The 18,192-nt window shown below is 69.9% G+C and carries 17 protein-coding genes and 1 pseudogene; 9 read left to right on the top strand and 9 right to left on the bottom strand.

Annotated elements, in window-relative coordinates:
• Positions 1–91 precede the first annotated feature (91 nt).
• Positions 92–1,471, top strand: a complete 1,380-nt coding sequence (locus G6G98_RS06125; RefSeq protein ID WP_164233214.1) for an MFS transporter — start codon at positions 92–94, stop codon at positions 1,469–1,471.
• 98 nt (positions 1,472–1,569) lie between these two features.
• Here the strand turns inward: G6G98_RS06125 and G6G98_RS06120 are convergent, their stop codons facing one another.
• Positions 1,570–2,274 carry an IclR family transcriptional regulator gene (locus G6G98_RS06120; protein ID WP_164233216.1) on the bottom strand — a complete coding sequence of 235 codons (705 nt, stop codon included), beginning with the start codon at positions 2,272–2,274 and terminating at the stop codon, positions 1,570–1,572.
• Positions 2,275–2,407: 133 nt separating this feature from the next.
• On the opposite strand from G6G98_RS06120, the gene G6G98_RS06115 reads away from it, so the two are divergent.
• Positions 2,408–4,276 (top strand): FAD-dependent monooxygenase, encoded by a 1,869-nt coding sequence (locus G6G98_RS06115; protein WP_164233218.1) that lies wholly within the window; start codon positions 2,408–2,410, stop codon positions 4,274–4,276.
• Between the two features lie 100 nt (positions 4,277–4,376).
• The gene (locus tag G6G98_RS06110) at positions 4,377–4,757 is read left to right on the top strand and encodes a VOC family protein (protein WP_067349830.1); all 381 of its coding nucleotides are present in this window, start codon (positions 4,377–4,379) and stop codon (positions 4,755–4,757) included.
• 120 nt (positions 4,758–4,877) lie between these two features.
• On the opposite strand, the gene G6G98_RS06105 is transcribed toward G6G98_RS06110, so the two are convergent.
• Both G6G98_RS06105 and G6G98_RS06100 read right to left on the bottom strand, forming a co-directional pair.
• Positions 4,878–5,309, bottom strand: a complete 432-nt coding sequence (locus tag G6G98_RS06105) for an NUDIX domain-containing protein (protein WP_164233220.1) — start codon at positions 5,307–5,309, stop codon at positions 4,878–4,880.
• An 18-nt stretch (positions 5,310–5,327) separates the two neighbouring features.
• Positions 5,328–7,079, bottom strand: a complete 1,752-nt coding sequence (locus G6G98_RS06100) for a thiamine pyrophosphate-binding protein (protein WP_164233222.1) — start codon at positions 7,077–7,079, stop codon at positions 5,328–5,330.
• A gap of 204 nt (positions 7,080–7,283) precedes the next feature.
• Here G6G98_RS06100 and G6G98_RS06095 point away from each other — a divergent pair, with 204 nt between their 5' ends.
• From G6G98_RS06095 to G6G98_RS06085, 3 genes are read left to right on the top strand one after another with little or no spacing between them, the layout of a single operon-like run.
• Complete coding sequence (locus tag G6G98_RS06095; RefSeq protein ID WP_067349836.1) at positions 7,284–8,969, top strand: circularly permuted type 2 ATP-grasp protein; 1,686 nt, start codon at positions 7,284–7,286, stop codon at positions 8,967–8,969.
• Positions 8,963–9,889, top strand: a complete 927-nt coding sequence (locus G6G98_RS06090) for an alpha-E domain-containing protein (RefSeq protein WP_067349839.1) — start codon at positions 8,963–8,965, stop codon at positions 9,887–9,889. Before G6G98_RS06095 ends, G6G98_RS06090 begins: the two co-directional genes overlap by 7 nt.
• Entirely contained in the window at positions 9,886–10,731 is an 846-nt protein-coding gene (locus tag G6G98_RS06085; protein ID WP_067349842.1) for a transglutaminase family protein, read from the top strand. The genes G6G98_RS06090 and G6G98_RS06085 overlap by 4 nt, the downstream gene beginning before the upstream one ends.
• Here G6G98_RS06085 and G6G98_RS06080 read toward each other — a convergent pair.
• Complete coding sequence (locus tag G6G98_RS06080; RefSeq protein WP_067349844.1) at positions 10,715–11,536, bottom strand: class II glutamine amidotransferase; 822 nt, start codon at positions 11,534–11,536, stop codon at positions 10,715–10,717. The two genes, G6G98_RS06085 and G6G98_RS06080, sit on opposite strands and share 17 nt — an antisense overlap.
• 96 nt (positions 11,537–11,632) lie before the next feature.
• On the opposite strand from G6G98_RS06080, the gene G6G98_RS06075 reads away from it, so the two are divergent.
• Positions 11,633–12,142: a phosphoribosyltransferase gene (locus tag G6G98_RS06075; protein ID WP_243842019.1), complete on the top strand. Its 510-nt coding sequence runs from the start codon at positions 11,633–11,635 to the stop codon at positions 12,140–12,142.
• A 10-nt stretch (positions 12,143–12,152) separates the two neighbouring features.
• On the opposite strand, the gene G6G98_RS06070 is transcribed toward G6G98_RS06075, so the two are convergent.
• From G6G98_RS06070 to G6G98_RS06060, 3 genes are read right to left on the bottom strand one after another with little or no spacing between them, the layout of a single operon-like run.
• The gene (locus G6G98_RS06070) at positions 12,153–13,499 is read right to left on the bottom strand and encodes an amidohydrolase family protein (protein ID WP_067349850.1); all 1,347 of its coding nucleotides are present in this window, start codon (positions 13,497–13,499) and stop codon (positions 12,153–12,155) included.
• Positions 13,496–15,004 carry an FAD-dependent oxidoreductase gene (locus tag G6G98_RS06065; RefSeq protein ID WP_208321430.1) on the bottom strand — a complete coding sequence of 503 codons (1,509 nt, stop codon included), beginning with the start codon at positions 15,002–15,004 and terminating at the stop codon, positions 13,496–13,498. Before G6G98_RS06065 ends, G6G98_RS06070 begins: the two co-directional genes overlap by 4 nt.
• Positions 14,997–15,755, bottom strand: a complete 759-nt coding sequence (locus G6G98_RS06060) for an alpha/beta hydrolase (protein WP_432207068.1) — start codon at positions 15,753–15,755, stop codon at positions 14,997–14,999. The genes G6G98_RS06065 and G6G98_RS06060 overlap by 8 nt, the downstream gene beginning before the upstream one ends.
• A 126-nt stretch (positions 15,756–15,881) precedes the next feature.
• Between G6G98_RS06060 and G6G98_RS17280 the strand changes: the two are divergent.
• Both G6G98_RS17280 and G6G98_RS06055 read left to right on the top strand, forming a co-directional pair.
• Positions 15,882–16,028, top strand: a pseudogene (locus G6G98_RS17280) (GntR family transcriptional regulator); the annotation flags it as partial.
• Positions 16,029–16,085: 57 nt separating this feature from the next.
• Positions 16,086–16,538: an FCD domain-containing protein gene (locus tag G6G98_RS06055; protein WP_243842017.1), complete on the top strand. Its 453-nt coding sequence runs from the start codon at positions 16,086–16,088 to the stop codon at positions 16,536–16,538.
• Positions 16,539–16,542: 4 nt separating this feature from the next.
• Here G6G98_RS06055 and G6G98_RS06050 read toward each other — a convergent pair whose 3' ends face one another.
• On the bottom strand, positions 16,543–17,094 hold the full coding sequence (locus G6G98_RS06050) for a carboxymuconolactone decarboxylase family protein (protein WP_067349860.1): 552 nt from the start codon (positions 17,092–17,094) through the stop codon (positions 16,543–16,545).
• A complete protein-coding gene (locus G6G98_RS06045; protein ID WP_067349863.1) occupies positions 17,091–18,137 on the bottom strand; it encodes an ABC transporter substrate-binding protein in 1,047 nt (348 codons plus the stop codon). The genes G6G98_RS06050 and G6G98_RS06045 overlap by 4 nt, the downstream gene beginning before the upstream one ends.
• Between the last annotated feature and the right edge of the window lie 55 nt (positions 18,138–18,192).

The raw sequence follows: 18,192 nt of genomic DNA, 5'->3' as shown, positions 1-18,192 counted from the left end.
TCATATATCATCGGTCCCACCCTCGGCAAGCATTCCGGGAACCATCGGATGCGGGCCGTGACAACGCCGTCACCAGCAAAGGAGACACCCCATGAGCGGGCAGTCACACGATGGGTTCACGCCCACCGGCACCATCGCATCACCGGCCGATCGCCGCCGCGTCGTCTTCGCCACCGTGGTCGGGACGACCGTCGAGTGGTACGACTTCTTCATCTACGCCACGGCCGTCGGCCTGGTCTTCGGGCAGCTCTTCTTCGAGCCGCTCGGCGCGAACAGTGCCCTGATCGCCTTCGCCACGGTCGGCGTGAGCTTCCTGTTCCGTCCGCTCGGAGCCTTCCTCGCCGGGCACTTCGGCGACAAGCTCGGTCGCAAGACCGTGCTCATGTGGACGCTGATCCTGATGGGCGCCGCGACCGCCCTCATCGGCGTGCTTCCGACCTATCAGGCGATCGGTCTCACCGCGCCGATCCTCCTCGTGCTGCTGCGGATCGTCCAGGGCATCTCCGCCGGCGGCGAGTGGGGCGGTGCCGTGCTGATGGCCGTCGAGCACGCCCCGCGCACCAGGCGCGGCATCTTCGGCGCCTCTCCGCAGATCGGCGTGCCGCTCGGGCTCCTGCTCGCCTCCGGCGTGATGGCGCTGATGACGGCGATCGCCCCCGGAGACCAGTTCCTCGCCTGGGGATGGCGCATCCCGTTCCTGCTCAGCGTGGTGCTGATCCTCGTCGGCTATTACGTGCGGCGCAAGGTCGAGGAGAGCCCGGTCTTCACCGAACTCGCCGAGCGCAAGGAGAAGGCGAAGATGCCGATCGTGCAGCTGTTCGCCAAGCACGCCCTGCTCGTGATCGTCGCCGCGCTCGTGTTCGCGGGCAACAACGCCGTCGGCTACATGACGACCGGCGGGTACATCCAGGGCTACGCGACGAACCCGGAGGGTCCGCTGCGCCTCGATCGCGGACCGGTGCTGTGGGCCGTCGCCGGCTCCGCCGTGACCTGGCTGCTCACGACCCTCCTCGCCGGCTGGATCTCCGACCGCATCGGGCGCCGCACCACGTACATCGTCGGCTGGGTGCTGCAGCTCGTGGGCGTGTTCACGCTGTTCCCGCTCGTGAACACGGGGCAGATCGGCCTGCTGTTCGCGGGTCTCGCGATCCTCACGATCGGCCTCGGCTTCACCTACGGGCCGCAGGCGGCTCTCTACACCGAGCTCTTCCCGGCCAGCATCCGCTTCTCCGGCGTCTCGATCTCGTACGCGATCGGCGCGATCGCCGGTGGCGCGTTCGCCCCGACCATCGCGACGGCGATCGTGCAGGCGACCGGCTCGACGCAGGCGGTGACCTGGTACCTCGCCGGGATGACGCTGCTGGGCCTCATCGCCACGCTGCTGCTGCGCGACCGCTCCGGCATCCCGCTCGGTCCCGACCACGAGGAGGAGCAGTCGGTGAGCCCGATCCGGGGACTCGCGAAGGCCTGACCCCTGATCCCGCCGATCGACGGGGGTGGATCTCGCGGCTCCCGCGCGGAGCGGCACAGCGGAATCCATCCCCGCGATGCGGCCGCGGCGGCGCCCGCTCAGCCCTCCAGCGACTCCCGGATGAGTGCGGCCGAGCGCTGCAGGCGCTCCGCGATGTCGGCGTCGTCGAGATCGGTGGCCACGTGCACGACAGCGATCGCCGCGGGGCGCTGTCCGCGCAGGGGGAGCGGCACCGCGACCGACTGCACGGTCGGGATGACCTCGTCGTGACTGGTCGCCCAGCCTCGAGCGGTCGCGGCCTCGACGTCGGCGCGCAGCGCGGCCGGGGCGTCGGCCGGCCACTGCGCGAAGGGGACCTGCGTGAGGATCGCCTTGCCGGGGGCGCCCACGGTCACCGGATGCCGCGCGCCCGGGCGCTGCGCCACGCTCGCGACCGCATGCCGGGGCTCGATGCTGGCGAGCGTGATGCAGTCGTCGCCGTCGAGCACGGCGAGGAAGCACGTCATGCCCAGCTCGTTGGCGATCGCCGTGAGCTCCGGGAGGGCCTCGGCCTGGAGGTCGTGCGCGACGCCGGCCGCGAGGGCGGCCATGCGCGCGCCCAGGGTCACCGCACCCGCGGCGTCCCGCGCGACGAGCCGGTGGTCCTCGAGAGTGCGCAGCAGGCGGTAGGCGATCGAGCGATGCACGCCGAGCCGGGTCGCGATCTCGTCGATCGTCAGCGGCCCGCGGGCGTCGGCCAGCACCTCGAGGATCCGGATGCCGCGGCTGAGGGTCTGCGAAGCGGGGCTCGTGACGTCGGGCATGGCTGCTCTCCCTTGCGCTCGGCGGCGGTGCTCTCTAAGCTGTGTTCAATAGTAGAACGTCGTGTTCGAATATAGAACACTCAATCTCACCCCGCAAGACCTGACAGAGCAGTCCGGAAGGAAATCGACGACGATGCAGTTCCACCACCACGGCTACGTGTCCGGCGACCCGCGCGTGAAGGACGCCGAGGGCCTCGGCGCCGACCGTCCCGCCGACCTCCCGGACGAGATCGACGTGCTCATCGTCGGCTCCGGGCCCGCGGGCATGCTGCTCGCCGCGCAGATGTCGCAGTACCCCGACGTGTCGACGCGGATCATCGAGAAGCGCGAGGGGCGCCTCGTGCTCGGCCAGGCCGACGGCATCCAGCCGCGCAGCGTCGAGACCTTCCAGGCGTTCGGGTTCGCCGAGCGCATCATCGCCGAGGCGTACAACATCGGTTGGATGAACTTCTGGGGCCCGAACCCCGAGAAGCCCGACGAGATCATCCGCACGGCGCGCACCGCCGACTACGCCTACGACATCTGCGAGTTCCCGCACCTCATCGTGAACCAGGCGCGCGTGCTGGACTACTTCGCCGAGGCGGCTGCGCACGGTCCCGGGCGCATCGTGCCCGACTACGGCGTGGAGTTCCTCGGGCTCACCGTGCACGACGAGGGCGAGCATCCGGTCGAGGTGCGCATCCGATACGTCGCGGGGGAGCGTGCGGGCGAGGAGCGCACCGTGCGTGCGAAGTACGTCGCCGGCTGCGACGGCGCGCGCAGCGGCGTTCGCGGCGCGATCGGCCGGACGCACGTCGGCGAGATGGCCGCGCACGCGTGGGGCGTGATGGACGTCCTCGTGAACACCGACTTCCCCGACTGGCGCACGAAGTGCGCGATCAACTCGGAAGCCGGCAACATCCTGCACATCCCGCGCGAGGGCGGCTACCTCAGCCGCATGTACATCGACCTGGGCGAGGTCGCCGCGGACGACGACCATCGCGTGCGGCAGACGCCGGTCGAGGAGATCATCCGCAGGGCGAACGCGATCCTGCATCCGTACTCCATCGACGTCAAGCAGGTCGCCTGGCACAGCGTGTACGAGGTAGGGCACCGGGTCACCGACGGCTTCGACGACGCCTTCGAATCGGACCGGCATCCGCGGGTGTTCCTCACCGGCGACGCCTGCCACACGCACAGCGCCAAGGCCGGCCAGGGCATGAACGTGTCCATGCAGGACGGCTTCAACCTCGGCTGGAAGCTCGGCTCGGTGCTCACGGGACGCAGCCCTGAGACGCTCCTCGAGACCTACGGCGCCGAGCGGCACCCCGTCGCCCAGCAGCTCATCGACTTCGACCGCGAGTGGTCGTCGCTGATGGCGCGCAAGCCCGAGGAGATCAGCGACCCCACGGAGCTCGCCACCTTCTACCTGGGCACCGCGGAGTTCCCGTCTGGGTTCATGACGCAGTACACGGCTTCGATGATCGTCGGCAGCGACGCGCACCAGGCGCTCGCCGGCGGGTTCCCGCTCGGCAAGCGCTTCAAGTCCGCCGAGGTGGTGCGCGTGGGCGACGGGAACGTCATCCACCTCGGCCACCACGCGAGGGCCGACGGGCGCTGGCGCGTCTACGCCTTCGGGGACCGCGACGGCACGCGACTGAACGCATGGGCGGATGCCGCGGCCCCGGTCTTCACCCGCTTCACGCCGTCGGCCGGCGACGTGGATGCCGTCTTCGACGTGAAGGCCGTCTACCAGCAGCCCTACGAGGAGATCGAGGTCACGACGACCCCGGAGCTGTTCCAGCCCCAGACCGGCCCGCTCGGCCTCACCGACTGGGAGAAGGTCTACGCGGCGGGCCCGTCGAAGTGGACCGAGACCGACATCTTCGAGGCGCGTGAGCTCTCGCGCGAGGGGGTCGTGATCGTGGTGCGCCCCGACCAGTACGTCGCCGCGATCCTCCCGCTGGATGCCGTCGACGAGCTCGAGGGTTTCCTCGAGGGGGCGTTCCTGCCGGCATCCTGAGCGCACCCGTCCCTGTAGCGGAACCCCTGGTGCGATGTCGGCGGCCCCGCATACGGTGGATCCCGGACGGGCGACGGAGTCCGCCAGGAGGGTGTGTGCAATGACCTGGAAGATCGAGCTCATCTTCGTGCCGGTGACGGATGTCGACCGCTCGAAGGAGTTCTACACGCGGATCGGCTTCAACCCCGACCACGACCAGCGGGTGAACGACGAGCTCCGCTTCGTCCAGATGACGCCGCCGGGTTCGGCCTGCTCGATCGCGTTCGGCACCGGACTCGGCATCGACCTGGAGCCCGGGCAGCAGAAGACCATCCAGGTGGTCGTGCCGGATGCCGACGAGGCGAAGGCGCAGCTCGAGGCGGTCGGCGTGACGGCCAAGGGCGTCGAGGACCTCGGCTGGGGCCGTTTCGTCTGGTTCGACGACCCGGACGGCAACACCTGGACGCTGCAGCAGCTGCCGGACTACGGCGCGCAGAACTGAGCGATATCCGGAGATGCAGGCGACCGCCCGAGAACCGATCGATGAACGCATCGGCGGCCGGATCTCGGGTGGTTTGCCTGATCTCACTGGCCAGGCCGTGCCCAGCGAGTTCGGGTGGGCTTAGTTGATGAGGGTGAGCAGCGCCTCCGCAGCGCCCTCGGGGAAGAGCGGGCGCGATCCGGAGCGGATGATGTCAACGGACACCCAGCGCACCGGGCTTCCCTCATCGAGCACGTACAACTCGGCATCCAGCGGTATTGCGTCGATCTCCGCCGACGTCACCGCGTAGACGTGCGCGATCTCGTGCCCGAGCTCGCCCTCGTACGTGAAGATGTTCTCGAGCACGCCGAGCAGCGCGCAGTCGTCGACGATGACCCCGAGTTCTTCCAGGAACTCCCGGCGTAGGGCATCTGCCGCGCGCTCGCCGAACTCGATCCCGCCGCCGATCGCGCGGTGGAAGTCGAGTCCCTTGTGAGCATCCCGGCCTGAGAGCACGAGGACGTGACCCTCCTTGACGGGCAGGCCGACGCTGATGTTGCGGATGGCGGGCATCCGCTCAGCCTATCCAGGTCACGAGTTCACGCGGATGATCTCCTGCTGGTACGGGGCGATCACGTCTCCGGAGATGCGCAGGTCGAGCAGGAGGAAGCGGCGGGTGGCGGCATCCTCGGCGGCCCAGGTCTCCAGCCGGTCGAGGTCGGCGAGGGTGCGCACGACGACGCCCTCCGCGCCGACGGCAGCGCCGAACGCGGCGAAGTCCACCTCGGGGATGCGCATGGGCCCCTCGGCGAGGCCCTTCAGGCCGTAGAGGTTGACCTCCGCGCCGTAGGCGGCGTCGTTCCAGATCACCGCGATGCCGCGGCCGCCCGCGGCGCGCACGGCCGACTCGAGGTCGGCGATCGCCATCAGGCCGCCGCCGTCTCCGGAGGTGAGCACGACCGTCGACTCCCGGCGGGCGAGGGCGGCGCCGACCACGCTCGGCCAGCCCTGGCCGATCGACTGGAAGGCGGTGCCGACCATCATCATGCGGTCGGGAGCCGCGACCGGCCAGTACATGTTCGCCCAGCCGATGAAGTGCCCGCCGTCCGACACCACGACGCGGTCCTGGGGCAGCAGCTCCGCGATGCGGCGCGCCGCGGAGCGCGGGTCGAGACGCCCGTCAGGGGCGAGGTCGTCGCCCGGCGCGTACGCGCGGGCCGCGGGCACGTCCACGGTCTCCCGCCATGGGCGTGCGGGCACAGCTTCGGAGGCGGCATCCGACACGCCCTTGGCTGAGGGCACGGCCTCGGCGTGTCGGCTCTCAGCTCCGAAGCCGTGCTCGGAAGCCGGGGCGGATGCCGTGGCACCCGTCACGCGCCGCACCAGCTCCTCCGCGGCGAGGCGGGCGTCGCCGCGCACGAAGCCGCCGACGTGCGGATGTGTGGCGGCCGGGGAGATGTCCACCTGGAACACGCGGGTGCCCGGAGCGAACAGCTCGCCGAAGCGCATCGTGAACTGGTTCAGGGAGGCACCGAAGACGACCGCGACGTCAGCGGTGCGGATGAGCTCCATCGCGCCGTCGGCGCCGAAGCCGCCGGCCACGCCGAGGTCGTACTGCGCCTCCGGGAAGACGCCGCGGCCGAGCGCGGAGGACGCGGTCAGCGCCCCGGTCGCCGCGGCGAGCTCGCCGAGCGCGGCCCCGGCCCCGGCCAGCCAGGCGCCACGGCCGGCGAGGAGGAAGGGCCGCTCCGCCCCGGCGAGAGCCTGGGCGATCTCGTCGAGCATCCCGCCCGCGAACTCGCCGCGCGGAGCGAGGGGAGCAGGCACGCGGGGCTCGGGCGCCGGCGGCACCTCCCCGGCGTCGAGCGCCGCCACGTCATAGGGGATCGCCAGCACCACCGGCACGCGATAGGTGAGCGCGTGCTCGATCGCGATGACGGTCGTCGCCGCGGCATCCGCTCGTCCGACGGTGTAGGTCCGGGCGCCGACGGCGGACGCGAGGGCGATCTGGTCGACGTCCCACGGGCGCGGGCCGGAGGTGGGCTCGTCGCCGACCACGAGCACGAGCGGCACGTGCGCCTGCACCGCCTCCGCCAGCGCCGTGATCGTGTTCGTGAACCCGGCGCCGTAGGTCGACGTGCCGGCCGCGATGCGACCGGAGGCGCGGAAGTGCGCGTCGGCGGCGACCACCGCGCCCTGCTCGTGGCGGACGGCCGTGAACACGGCATCCGTCTGCTTCTCGAGGGCGTCGAGGAAGTAGGCGTTCCCGTTGCCCATCACGCCGAAGACGGCGTCGATGTGCTGGGCGAGGGTGAGGGCGACGTGCGCGGAGACGGTGGGCATGCGGAAGCCTTTCGAGACAGGGACGGAGCGAATGCTGATTCCGTATGTGTCTCGCCCTCGCATCGATGCGAGGTGCTTCGTGCCTCTTTTTCAGGCACCGGCCGCGTCAAGGCCGGACAGCAGGATTCTACCGCGCGCCGGACTGTCTCGGCACCGACGCAGACTCGTAACCTGACGGAAACCGGAGCAGGACAGCATTCCGTCATGGAGTCGCTGTTCACCGGATACACCACCCGCCGCACGCCGGCACGGGACGCACCACCGCCCTGGGACGAGATGTTCCCCCTCGAAGCGGTTCCCGGCGAGGAGGTGCGGGGCCCGTACCGGGATCTGTATCCCGCGCTGTCCGGCATGGACGATGCCGAGCTGCGGGCTCGGACGGATGCTCTGGCGAGCTCCTACCTCGCGCAGGGAGTCACCTTCGACTTCGCGGGGGAGGAGCGGCCCTTCCCGCTGGACGTCGTGCCGCGGGTCCTCGCGGCCGACGACTGGGCCTACGTCGAGTCGGGGGTGAAGCAGCGCGTCCGGGCTCTCGAGGCCTTCCTCGCCGACGTGTACGGCCCGCAGTTCGCGGTGCGCGACGGGCTGATCCCGGCCTCGCTGATCAGCTCCTCCTCGCACTTCCACCGGCAGGCGGCGGGCATCGTGGGCGCGAACGGCGTGCGCATCCACGTCGCAGGCATCGACGTGATCCGCGACGAGAAGGGCGCGTGGCGGGTGCTGGAGGACAACGTCCGCGTGCCCAGCGGCGTGAGCTACGTGCTGGCGAACCGGCGTGTGATGGCCCAGACGCTGCCGGAGCTGTTCACGAGCCTCCGGGTGCGTCCGGTCGTCGACTATCCGAGCCGCCTGCTGCAGGCTCTCAGGGCGGCCGCACCCCAGGGCGTGGACGACCCGACGGTCGTGGTGCTGACCCCCGGCGTCTTCAACTCCGCCTATTACGAGCACACGCTGCTCGCGCGGATGATGGGCGTGGAGCTCGTCGAGGGGCGCGACCTGTTCTGCTCCGGCGGGCGCGTGTGGATGCACACCACCGCCGGTCCGACCCGGGTCGACGTGATCTACCGCCGGGTGGACGACGAGTTCCTCGACCCGCAGCACTTCCGCCCCGACTCCGTGCTCGGGGCCCCGGGGCTCATGCTGGCCGCGCGGCTCGGGAACGTGACGATCGCGAACGCCGTCGGCAACGGCGTCGCCGACGACAAGCTCGTGTACACGTACGTCCCCGACCTCATCCGCTATTACCTCGGCGAGGACCCGATCCTGCCCAACGTCGATACCTGGCGGCTGGAGGAGCCGGCGGCGCTCGAGGAGGTGCTGGACCGGCTGGACGAACTCGTGGTGAAGCCCGTCGACGGCTCCGGCGGCAAGGGACTGGTCGTGGGCCCTGACGCCTCGAAAGAGACGCTCGAGGACCTCCGTCGAACGCTTCTGGCCGACCCGCGCGGCTGGATCGCGCAGCCGGTGGTGCAGCTCTCCACGATCCCCACGCTCGTCGAGGACGGGTTCCGGCCCCGTCACGTGGATCTGCGTCCGTTCGCGGTCAACGACGGCGAGAGCGTCTGGGTCCTCCCGGGCGGACTCACCCGCGTCGCGCTGCCGGAGGGTCAGCTCGTCGTCAACTCCAGCCAGGGCGGCGGCTCCAAGGACACCTGGGTGCTCGACGCCTCGCTGGTGACCGCGCCGACGGCGACGATCGTGGGGGCTCCGGATGCCGCCTCCGACGAGGTCTCGCTCGCCACCGGGGCGATCGGGATCATCTCGGCCCCGAGGGAGGAGCCGCACACGCCGTTCCTCTCATCCCCGCAGGACGAGGACCTCACCCTCCGGCACCACCAGCAGCAGCAACAGCAGCAACAGCAGCAACAGCAGAAGGAGGCGCCATGCTGAGCCGCATCGCCGAGGCGCTGTTCTGGATCGGCCGCTATGTCGAGCGCTCCGACGGCACGGCGCGCATCCTCGACGTCCACCTGCAGCTGCTGCTCGAGGACCCCTGGGTCGACGAGGACACCGCGTGCCGGGCGCTGCTGTCGGTGATGGGGACGACAGCGGATGCCGAGACCGCCCTGGGCCGCGACGACGTGGTGCGGATGCTCGCGCTGGACCGCGAGCATCCGGCATCCATCGCCCACTCGATCGCCTCGGCGCGCGAGAACGCCCGGCGGGCGAGGGAGATCATCTCCACGGACCTGTGGGAGACGCTCAACGAGTCCAACGCCCGGATGCCGCGGCGAATCGCCTCGGACAAGACGCATCCGTTCTTCCGCTGGGTGCGCGATCGCGCCGCCCTCGCCTTCGGCGTCGTCGAGTCGTCGACGAGCCGCGACGAGGCGTGGCAGTTCTTCTCCCTCGGCCGCGCGATCGAGCGGGCGGACATGACCGCGCGACTCCTGGCGACCCGCTCCCTCACCGAGGCGGGCGGCCCGAGCTGGACGACCCTGCTGCGCAGCTGCGGAGCCTACGAGGCGCACCTACGCAGCCACCGGGCCGTGCCGACAGCGGCATCCGCCGTCGAGTTCCTGCTCGTCGACCGCCTCTTCCCGCGATCGGTGCTCTCCAGCGTCCTGCAGGCGGAGGAGTGCCTGCGCGGCATCGACCGGGCCGGCGTCTTCGGCGCGCCCGATCGTGCGAGCCGGGTGCTCGGGCGGATGCGCTCGGAACTCGAGTACCGGCCGGTCGCGGACATCGTGCACCGGCTGTCCGAGAGCATGGAGGAGGTCCAGGTGGGGGTGTCGATGGCGAGCGACGCGATCCGCGAGAGGTATTTCCCGTCGATCGCGATGCCGGTGTGGATCGGGGAGGCGCTGTGAGCCGCCTGAAGATCGTCCACCGGACCGGATTCCGGTACGAGCGCCCGGCCACGGCGTCGTACAACGAGGCGCGGATGCTGCCGCACTCCCGCGACGGGCAGTTCGTGCTGCAGTCCTCGCTCGAGATCTCCCCGCCCGCGACGCAGCATTCGTACACGGACTACTGGGACACGAGGGTGTCGACCTTCGAAGTGCTCACCCCGCACGAGGCGCTGACCGTCACCGCGACGAGCGTCGTCGACCTGCGACCCGCCGGTCCGTCCGGCCCCGCGCTCGACTGGGACGGCCTGCGGGCCCGGATCCCGCTGTCGCTGGCCCTGACGGAGTGCCTGGAGCAGACGCCGGCCACCGACCCGGACGAGGAGATGACGGATCTCGCGCTGCGCATCGAGGCGGAGGGCGAGGGGGTGGATGAGACCGCGCTCGAGATCTGCCGAGCCGTGGGCGAGGCGATGGAGTACCGACGCGGGGTCACCGGCGTCAACTCCACGGCGAGGGATGCCTGGCCGACCCGCTCCGGCGTCTGCCAGGACATCGCGCACGTCGCGCTCGGGGTGCTGCGCGCAGCGGGCATCCCCGCCCGGTACGTGTCGGGGTATCTGCACCCGGATCCGACTGCGCCGATCGGGCAGCCCGTGATCGGCGAGTCGCACGCCTGGGTGGAGTGGTACTCGGGGGAGTGGCGCGGCTACGACCCGACGAACCTCGTGGAGATCGGGGCGTCGCATGTGTACGTCGGACACGGGCGCGACTACGGCGACGTCGCACCCCTGCGCGGCGTGTACGCCGGCCCCAGCGGATCGGAGCTGTTCGTGTCGGTGGAGCTCACTCGGCTGAGCTGAGCTGCGCGCCCTCGGGATGCAGCGACACGGTCGTCCCGGTGCGGTCGGCGAGACGGATCGCGGTGACGGACTCGGCCGGCAGCGGCTCCCAGTCGAACTCGGCGACCCCGGTCGACCCGATGATGATCGTGCCGTCGTCATGCCGCTTCCAGCGCAGCGCGAAGTAGTCCTCGTTGTGGTCGTCGGGCAGGTGCGGATGCAGGGCGATCTCGCCGAGGCTGCGCTCGGACAGGATGCTGTGCGCGCTCGCCCGCACGACGACCATCTGCTCGCGGTCCAGCAGGATCGCGTTGAGGCTCGCGAGGGGGAACACCTCGCGGAGCCGGCGCACGACATGCACGGTCGCGTCCAGGAGCGGCAGGCCGAGGGCGAGCTGCTCGCGGATCAGGGCGAAGTACATCTCGCTGTCGGTCTCGCCGTGGAGGCCCGCGCGCACCTCAGGCGACAGCAGCGCGCGCAGATCGTCGATCGGCTTCAGCGCGCCGTTGTGCTCGAAGGCGACATCGCCCTCGAGGAACGGATGCGCGTTGCGGTCGGCGATCACGATGCCGGAGGTCGCCCAGCGCAGGTGCACCATCGCGGCGTGCGCCGGAGTGGTCATCGCCTCCTCGAACCGCGGGTCGTCGATGGCGGACTGGGCCGACTTGCGCACGACCGGGCTGTCGCCGAGCGATTCGACACCGGCCCAGCCCCAGCCGTCCCCGTGCAGGCGGGCGAGCGACACCAGGCTCTCCATCCCCGCATCGTCGAGTTCACGGCGGACCGTCGATCGTTCGGGGGCGATGAAGGCGAAGAGACGGCACATGGTGACCTCGGATGCGGCGGCGGGCGTTCCTTCGTTTGTACCCCATCGGGCGGATCGGCATGCCGCCGGCATCCGCTGATGCGAGAGAATGGGCCGGTGACTGATGCATCGAACGAGCGCGAGACGCTCACCTGGGACGGTTTCGGGATCGCGACGCGAGACCTCGCCCGCACGATCCTCGCGAGCGGCTTCGAACCGGAGGTGGTGGTCGCGATCGCTCGCGGCGGTCTGCTGCCGGCCGGCGCCATCGCATACGGACTCGGCGCCAAGAACTGCGGCGCGATCAACGTCGAGTTCTACACGGGCATCGGCACCGTGCTCGACGCCCCCGAGGTGCTGCCGCCGGAGCTGGACATGGCGTACCTCGACGGCCGTCGGGTGCTGCTCGTCGACGACGTCGCCGACTCGGGGCGCACGCTCGCTCTCGCGGTGGCGCTCCTGAAGGAGAAGGGCGCGGACGTGCGCTCGGTGACCATCTACACCAAGCCCTCGACGATCATCCAGCCCGACTACGCCTGGAAGGACACGTCGCTCTGGATCAACTTCCCGTGGTCGTTCCAGGGCACGGTCCGCGAAGAGGACCTCGGCCTGGCGCCCTCGGCCTGAGCGTTCCGGCTCAGCGGCCCACACCGAGGGAAGCGAGCCGGTTCTGCGAGGTCCGGGCAGCGTCGACGATGCGCCCGGCGTCCGCGTGGAGCATCCGCCCGCCGCTCTTCATGCGTCGACCGGCGACGAAGACGGTGTCGACGTTGCCTTCGTGCGCGCCGAGGACGACGGTGGCGACAGGGTCCGAAACCGGGGCGATGTTGAGGTCGGTCGCGCGGATGCAGACCAGGTCTGCCGCCTTTCCGGGTGTTATCGACCCGATGTGGTGACCCAGGCCGACGGCGTGCGCGCCGCGAAGGGTCGCGAACTCCAGCACGTCGTGCAGCGTCAGCTCGTGCGGGCCCGGCACGCCGCTGTGGCCGCCTCCCACCCACGAGCGGTAATAGCCGAACAGCGCCCGCATCTGCGTGAACATGTCGCCGGAGCACTTCGTCTCGGTGTCGCCGCTGAGGCTCGGCCGGATGCCCACCGAGAGGAGACGGTCCAGCGGGATGTCTCCGATCCCCATGGCATTGAGCTCGCAGTGCACGCCGAGCGAGACGGTGGCGCCGGCATCGGCGATCATCGACAGCTCATCCGTCGACGTGTTCGAGCAGTGCACGAACGTCATGTCGTCGGCGAGGAGTCCGGCACGGTGGTACTGCGCGACCGCCCTGGCGGCCGCATTGTGGCGGTAGGCGCCCACGTGCACGCTGATCCGGATGCCGAGCTCGCGCGCGAGTGCGACCTCGTCGCGCCAGACGTCGGCCGAGGCCATTTCCGGGCCGCGCGCCGCGAGTGCGACGTGCAGCAGCGGGGAGCCGGCGGTCGTCCGGGTCAGCCGTTCGACGTCACGCGGATGTCGCAGCGCGCTGTCGTTCGTCCATTCGCCGGTCGACGTCAGCGGCCAGCCGTGGCCGTAGACCGCCCGGATGCCGGCATCCCTCAGCGCATCGATTCCGGCATCCGCATGGGCGGGGGAGTTCTGGATGTGCGCCCAATCGAGCAGCGTCGTCGTGCCGGCGCTCAGCGCCGAGACCGATCCGAGCAGCGTTCCCGCATACACGTCTTGCGGGAGATAGTGCGTGCCGGCACCGGCGAGCACCTCGCGGAAGTACGACAGCGGATCCACGTCGCCATAGGTGTGCCTGATCGCGCTCTGCCAGGTGTGCCGATGAGTGTCGACGAACCCCGGGATCACGATCCATTCCGTGCCGTCGATCGACTCGCCCTCCTCAGACGATGTGCCGTCGACGACGTCCGCGATGAGTCCATCCCGGATCACGATGTCAGCGCCCCGAAGCACACCGCGCTGCGCATCCATCGTCACCACGGTCGCACCGCGGATGATGGTCGTCGCAGGTGCCTGATCGCTCACGGGAGCTCGACCCAGTCGGCGAGGACGTCGCGCACCGTCGCGTCGTCGACGTTCCGCTCGGTCGTCGTCCAGTGCACGAAGCCGTCCGGACGCACGAGGGCGGCGGTCAGGGTCCGCCACTGCTCCGGCGGGTTCGGGAGCACACCGCTGATGATCTTCAGCCCTGGAGCCTCCAGGTCCTCGAACGTGCCATCGCCCGTGAGATCGAAGAGGAGCAGTTCGCCCTCGCGGAGCAGCTGCGCGCTGCTGAACTGACCCTCGGCCGTGCGGAGGATCAGAGGGGGAACCGGGCGCCCCGCCCCTTCGGCGCCGGCACGCGCTGTCGTGTACGCCGTGCTCAAGCCGTTGAGCTGCAGGCCGATCTCGCGGTTGGCGCTCTCCAGCGGCAGGATGTCTCTGGCGAACATCCGCCGGAACGCGATGCCCTCGGCGCTGAAGTCGAACTGGATCGCGCACTGCGCCTTCACGCTCTCCAGCAGCCCCTCGATCACGGGGCGGCGGTCGGCCTCATAGGAGTCCAGAATCGAAGCGGGCGAAGCTCCGCTGACGACGCGGCCGAGCTTCCACCCCAGATCGAAGGCGTCCTGGATGCAGAAGTTCATCCCGACCCCGCTGGCGGGGTAGTGGATGCGCGCGCTCTCGCCGACCAGGAAAACCCGATCGGCGCGCAGGCTCCCGGCGACCCGCATCGCGTCCGTGAACCGCGACGCCCACAACAGGTGATCGAACTCGAGATCCAGCCCGAAGATGTCACGGATGCAGGAACGGACCTCGTCGACCGAGACCGGCTCGGACTTGTCGGCGTACCGGCGCTCGGCGTGGACCAGGTTGAAGCGAGTGGTGGTGCCGTCGGTGCCGAAGGGGAAAGAGGCGCCCCAGCCGTGTTCGTTGTCCGCCATTCCGCGCCCTGCCGGCCATTTCATGTCGAGCGGCAGGTCGACGATGATCCCGGTGAACGTTCCGTCGTGCCCTTCGAAAGGGATTCCGGCGAGCCTGCGCACCGCGCTTCGTCCGCCGTCCGCGCCGACGACGTACCGGGCCGTCCAGGTGCGCCGAGTGCCGTGCTCGTCCTCCGACGTGACGGAAGCGCTGTCGGCATCCTGGCTCAGCGCCACAACGGTCTGCCCGCGGTGCACCGGCACCGACGCCTCGGAGACGATCTCATCGAGCACCTCCTCGGTCACGCTCTGCGGCAGGATCAGTCGGTAGGGGAACTCGGTGTCCAGCAGACGCCAGTGCACCGGCTGCATCCCGGCCCAGATGTGGAAAAGCAGGAACGGATTCTTCCGGATCGCGGCGGCACGCCCGATGAAGCGCTCCGCGTGGCCGCGGTAGTCCAGCAGCTCGAGCACCCGGGGGAGCACGGTCCCCGCCCTAGACTGCACCGGCGCGGTGCGTCGCTCGAGCACGATCACGCGTGCTCCCTGCGCGGCCAGTTCGGCTGCCGTCGTCAGACCCGAGGGGCCCGCTCCGACGACGATGACGTCGGCGTCCATCTCACTCATGGTTCTCCTCAACTGCTGGTGTGAACGATGTCACGAATCGGACGATCTCGTCGATCGCCTCCGGTTCCGCAAAGACAGGGTCCTCGTGGTTGGCGCCGGGAACGAGTACCAGACGGCACGGGACGCCGACTTCTGCGGCTCGTCGGGCCAACCGTTCGGAATGGGCGTGATCCACGATGGCGTCTCCGGTTCCGTGCAGGAGCAGCGTCGCCGGCGCGGAAGAGGTGATGATCGCAGCCGGGCTGAGAGCCCTCAGCGTGTCTTCGTCGAGCGAAGAGCGCGGCACGCCAGCGAGCAGTGCCAGGCGTGAGCGCGCGTCGAGGCCCGCGAAGCCCGGGGCCGTCCCCGCGCGGAGGATCTCATCCGGGACGGCGAGTCCCGGTGCCGGACGCAGCTCGTCGCCGGCGGCGGTCAGGTCGTACCTGCCGAAGAGCCCGATGACTCCGTCGAACGAGCGTGTGCTGGTGTAGCCGATCAACGCTGCCAGGTGGGCCCCCGCGGAGGCCCCCATCAGGAACAGGCCGGTGGCAGAGGGCGCGAGTGCATCGATGGCGTATTCCACATCGTGCCGCTGAGAGGGGAAGGGGCCATGATCGGCCTTCCGGTATCCCACGGAGAGGACCGAGACGCCGCGGGCGGCCAGCGCGGCGAGACGTTCCGGGTGGTCCAGGCGGCTTCCGGTGACCCAGCCGCCGCCATGCAGATAGACGACGACCGGGGCGCCCGGTGAACTGCTCGGGTAGTGCTCCACCGGCAGCGCCGTGCCGTCGGATCGTGTGAGTTCGATCGACTCCGGCCGCGATGCCTTCGGCACGTCTTCGGCGGCACGCGCACGAGAAGATTCCAAAACTTCACCAATCTTTGAAATACTGGCGACGTGCGCACAGCGAAGACTCGAGTCGAACCCGTTCAGGCCCAGCTGCGAGGCGAGATCCTCTCCGGCGGCCTGGTGCCCGGATCCAAGCTGCCGTTGGCCGAGATCGCGAGTCGCCTGCAGGCGAGCGTCGGCGTCGTCCGCGAAGCCCTGATCCGGCTCACCTCGGAGGGCCTCGTCGTGGCGGAGCCGCAGCTCGGATTCCGCGTGGCCGCGGTCTCCGAGAAGGACCTGCATGAGTTGATCGACACCCGGCTGGTCGTCGAGTGCGAGGCGTTCCGCAGTGCGATCATGCATGGCAGCGTCGAATGGGAGAGCGATGTGATCGGCGCGTACCATCGACTGCACCGTGTCGAGCGGGACACCGACGGGGAGCGGAACAAGGACGCCTGGGTCACGGCTCATCGCGATTTCCACGAGGTCCTGCTGGCGGGTTGCCCGAACAGCCGGCTCGTCGCGGTGGCCATGTCGCTGAGAGATGCCGCTGAGCTGTATCGGTCGGCTTCGGTCAGTGCGATGACCGAAGCCGATGAGGTTCGCCGGGACGCCGAGCACCTCGCGCTTCGCGACGCGGCGACCGGGCGTGACCTCGCCCGAGGACCGGAGCTTCTCGGCGAGCACATCAGGATGACCGCCAGATACCTCGACGGCGCTTCCTGACTGGTCAGGCATCGATCTCTCCGGGTGCTGCGACCTCGAACTGTCCCATCAGCTGTGCCAGCAGACGGTAGTAGCCCACCGTCGTGACGACCTCGGCGATCAGCTCACCATCCAGGCCGAAGTCCTGTGACGGCGCGTGCGAGTTCTCCATCAGAGCCTCGGCGAACCGAGCAGCCCCGGATTCCTGCGGATCGTCCGAGGCGAAGCGTCCCGTGAGCAGAGCGGTGATCTCGTGGTCGGAGATGCCGAGGCTCTGCGCCACCGCCGTGTGCGCGTAGCGTTCGAACGCCGAGTCCGCCATCCGTGCGACGGTGAGGATCACGATCTCGCGGATACGGGCGCTCATCCGCGTCCGATAACGGAGCGCTGCTCCCAGGGCCTGCAGCGGGTCGCCCAGAGCCGGGAATCGGACCATCAGCCCGAACGGGCCGACGAGCGAGCCGTCGGGGTTCGTGATCGGGAACGGCGACGCACTGCCCCGGGGGCCGCCGACGATCGCGTCGTGCACGGCACGCTGCGCCTCCGACAGGGCCGCCGGAGCAGTGCTCTCGCTCATTCGGCTGCCACGTCCTCGGCGATGGTCGCCTTCGCGTCGATCACCGAGTCGGTGATTCCGGCGGTCTCGGCCCAGTCGAAGCCGGACTCGAGGCCCGCCAGCGACAGGGTCGCGTTGTACGAGTACTCCGAGATCCGGTCGGCGAGCTCCTTGCTCTCGGGGGTGCCGCCCGCGGTCGCGATCGTCACGACCTCCTCGAGGTTCGCCGGGTCCTGGATGAAGGCCACGGCCTTCTCGATCGCCTTCTGCACTCGCTCGGCTGCCCCGGGCTTCGCAGCGATCGCCTGGGCCGTCATGAACAGCGCCGCGTTCGACTGCTCCCCGAAGATGTGCGGGATCCCGGCGTCGAGGCGGAACACGCGGTCCGCGAGCCCGTTCTCCACCAGCGGCAGATCGAAACCTCCGCCGGAGATGACCGCGGCGACCTGGCCGGCGGCGAGAGCATTGCCCGCAGCGGGGCCCGGGGTGTCGATGAGCGTGTACTCGCCGGGCTGAACGCCGGCCTCGCTCATGAGCTGTGTCACAGTGAGGCCGATGGGACCTGCCTTGGCAGCGACCCCGATGGACTGCCCCCGGAGGGCTTCGAAGGAGGTCTTCCATCCGTCGGCGCCCTCGGCCTCGGGGATGTCGAATCCCTTGGCCGCGAGGAGGGTGAAGTCGACGTTCTCGTTCAGTCCGGAGACGAACTGCACCTCGACCCCGCTCTGCAGGTAGCGGCCGATGTTGTAGACGACGTCGGCGGACATGTCGAGCTGGTTCCCCGCGAGCGCGGCAGGCATGGCCTGCGCGGAGGTCTGCACGACATTCAACTCGATGCCCTCGTCCTCGAAGTAGCCCTTGGCGATGGCCACGTCGACGGGGAGGAACGGCAGGGCGCCGGCGACCGGAGCGCTGTAGTTGATGGTGATCGGTTCGGACGTGTCATCCGGCGCGGCCTCGGACGGCTGCGCCGGTCCGGAGACGGCCGGGTTGCAGGCGGCGAGGCTGCCGACCAGGGCGAGTGCTCCGAGCGCTGCCAGGCTTGCGCGGGTATACCTCTTCATTGCGGTTCCTTCCATGGGTCTGTCATGAGCCGTCGGCGTCGACGGCTGGGTGGGA

This window comes from Microbacterium hydrocarbonoxydans (genome assembly GCF_011752045.1).
Lineage (GTDB): Bacteria > Actinomycetota > Actinomycetes > Actinomycetales > Microbacteriaceae > Microbacterium.
This window is presented reverse-complemented; position numbering and strand designations above follow the sequence as displayed.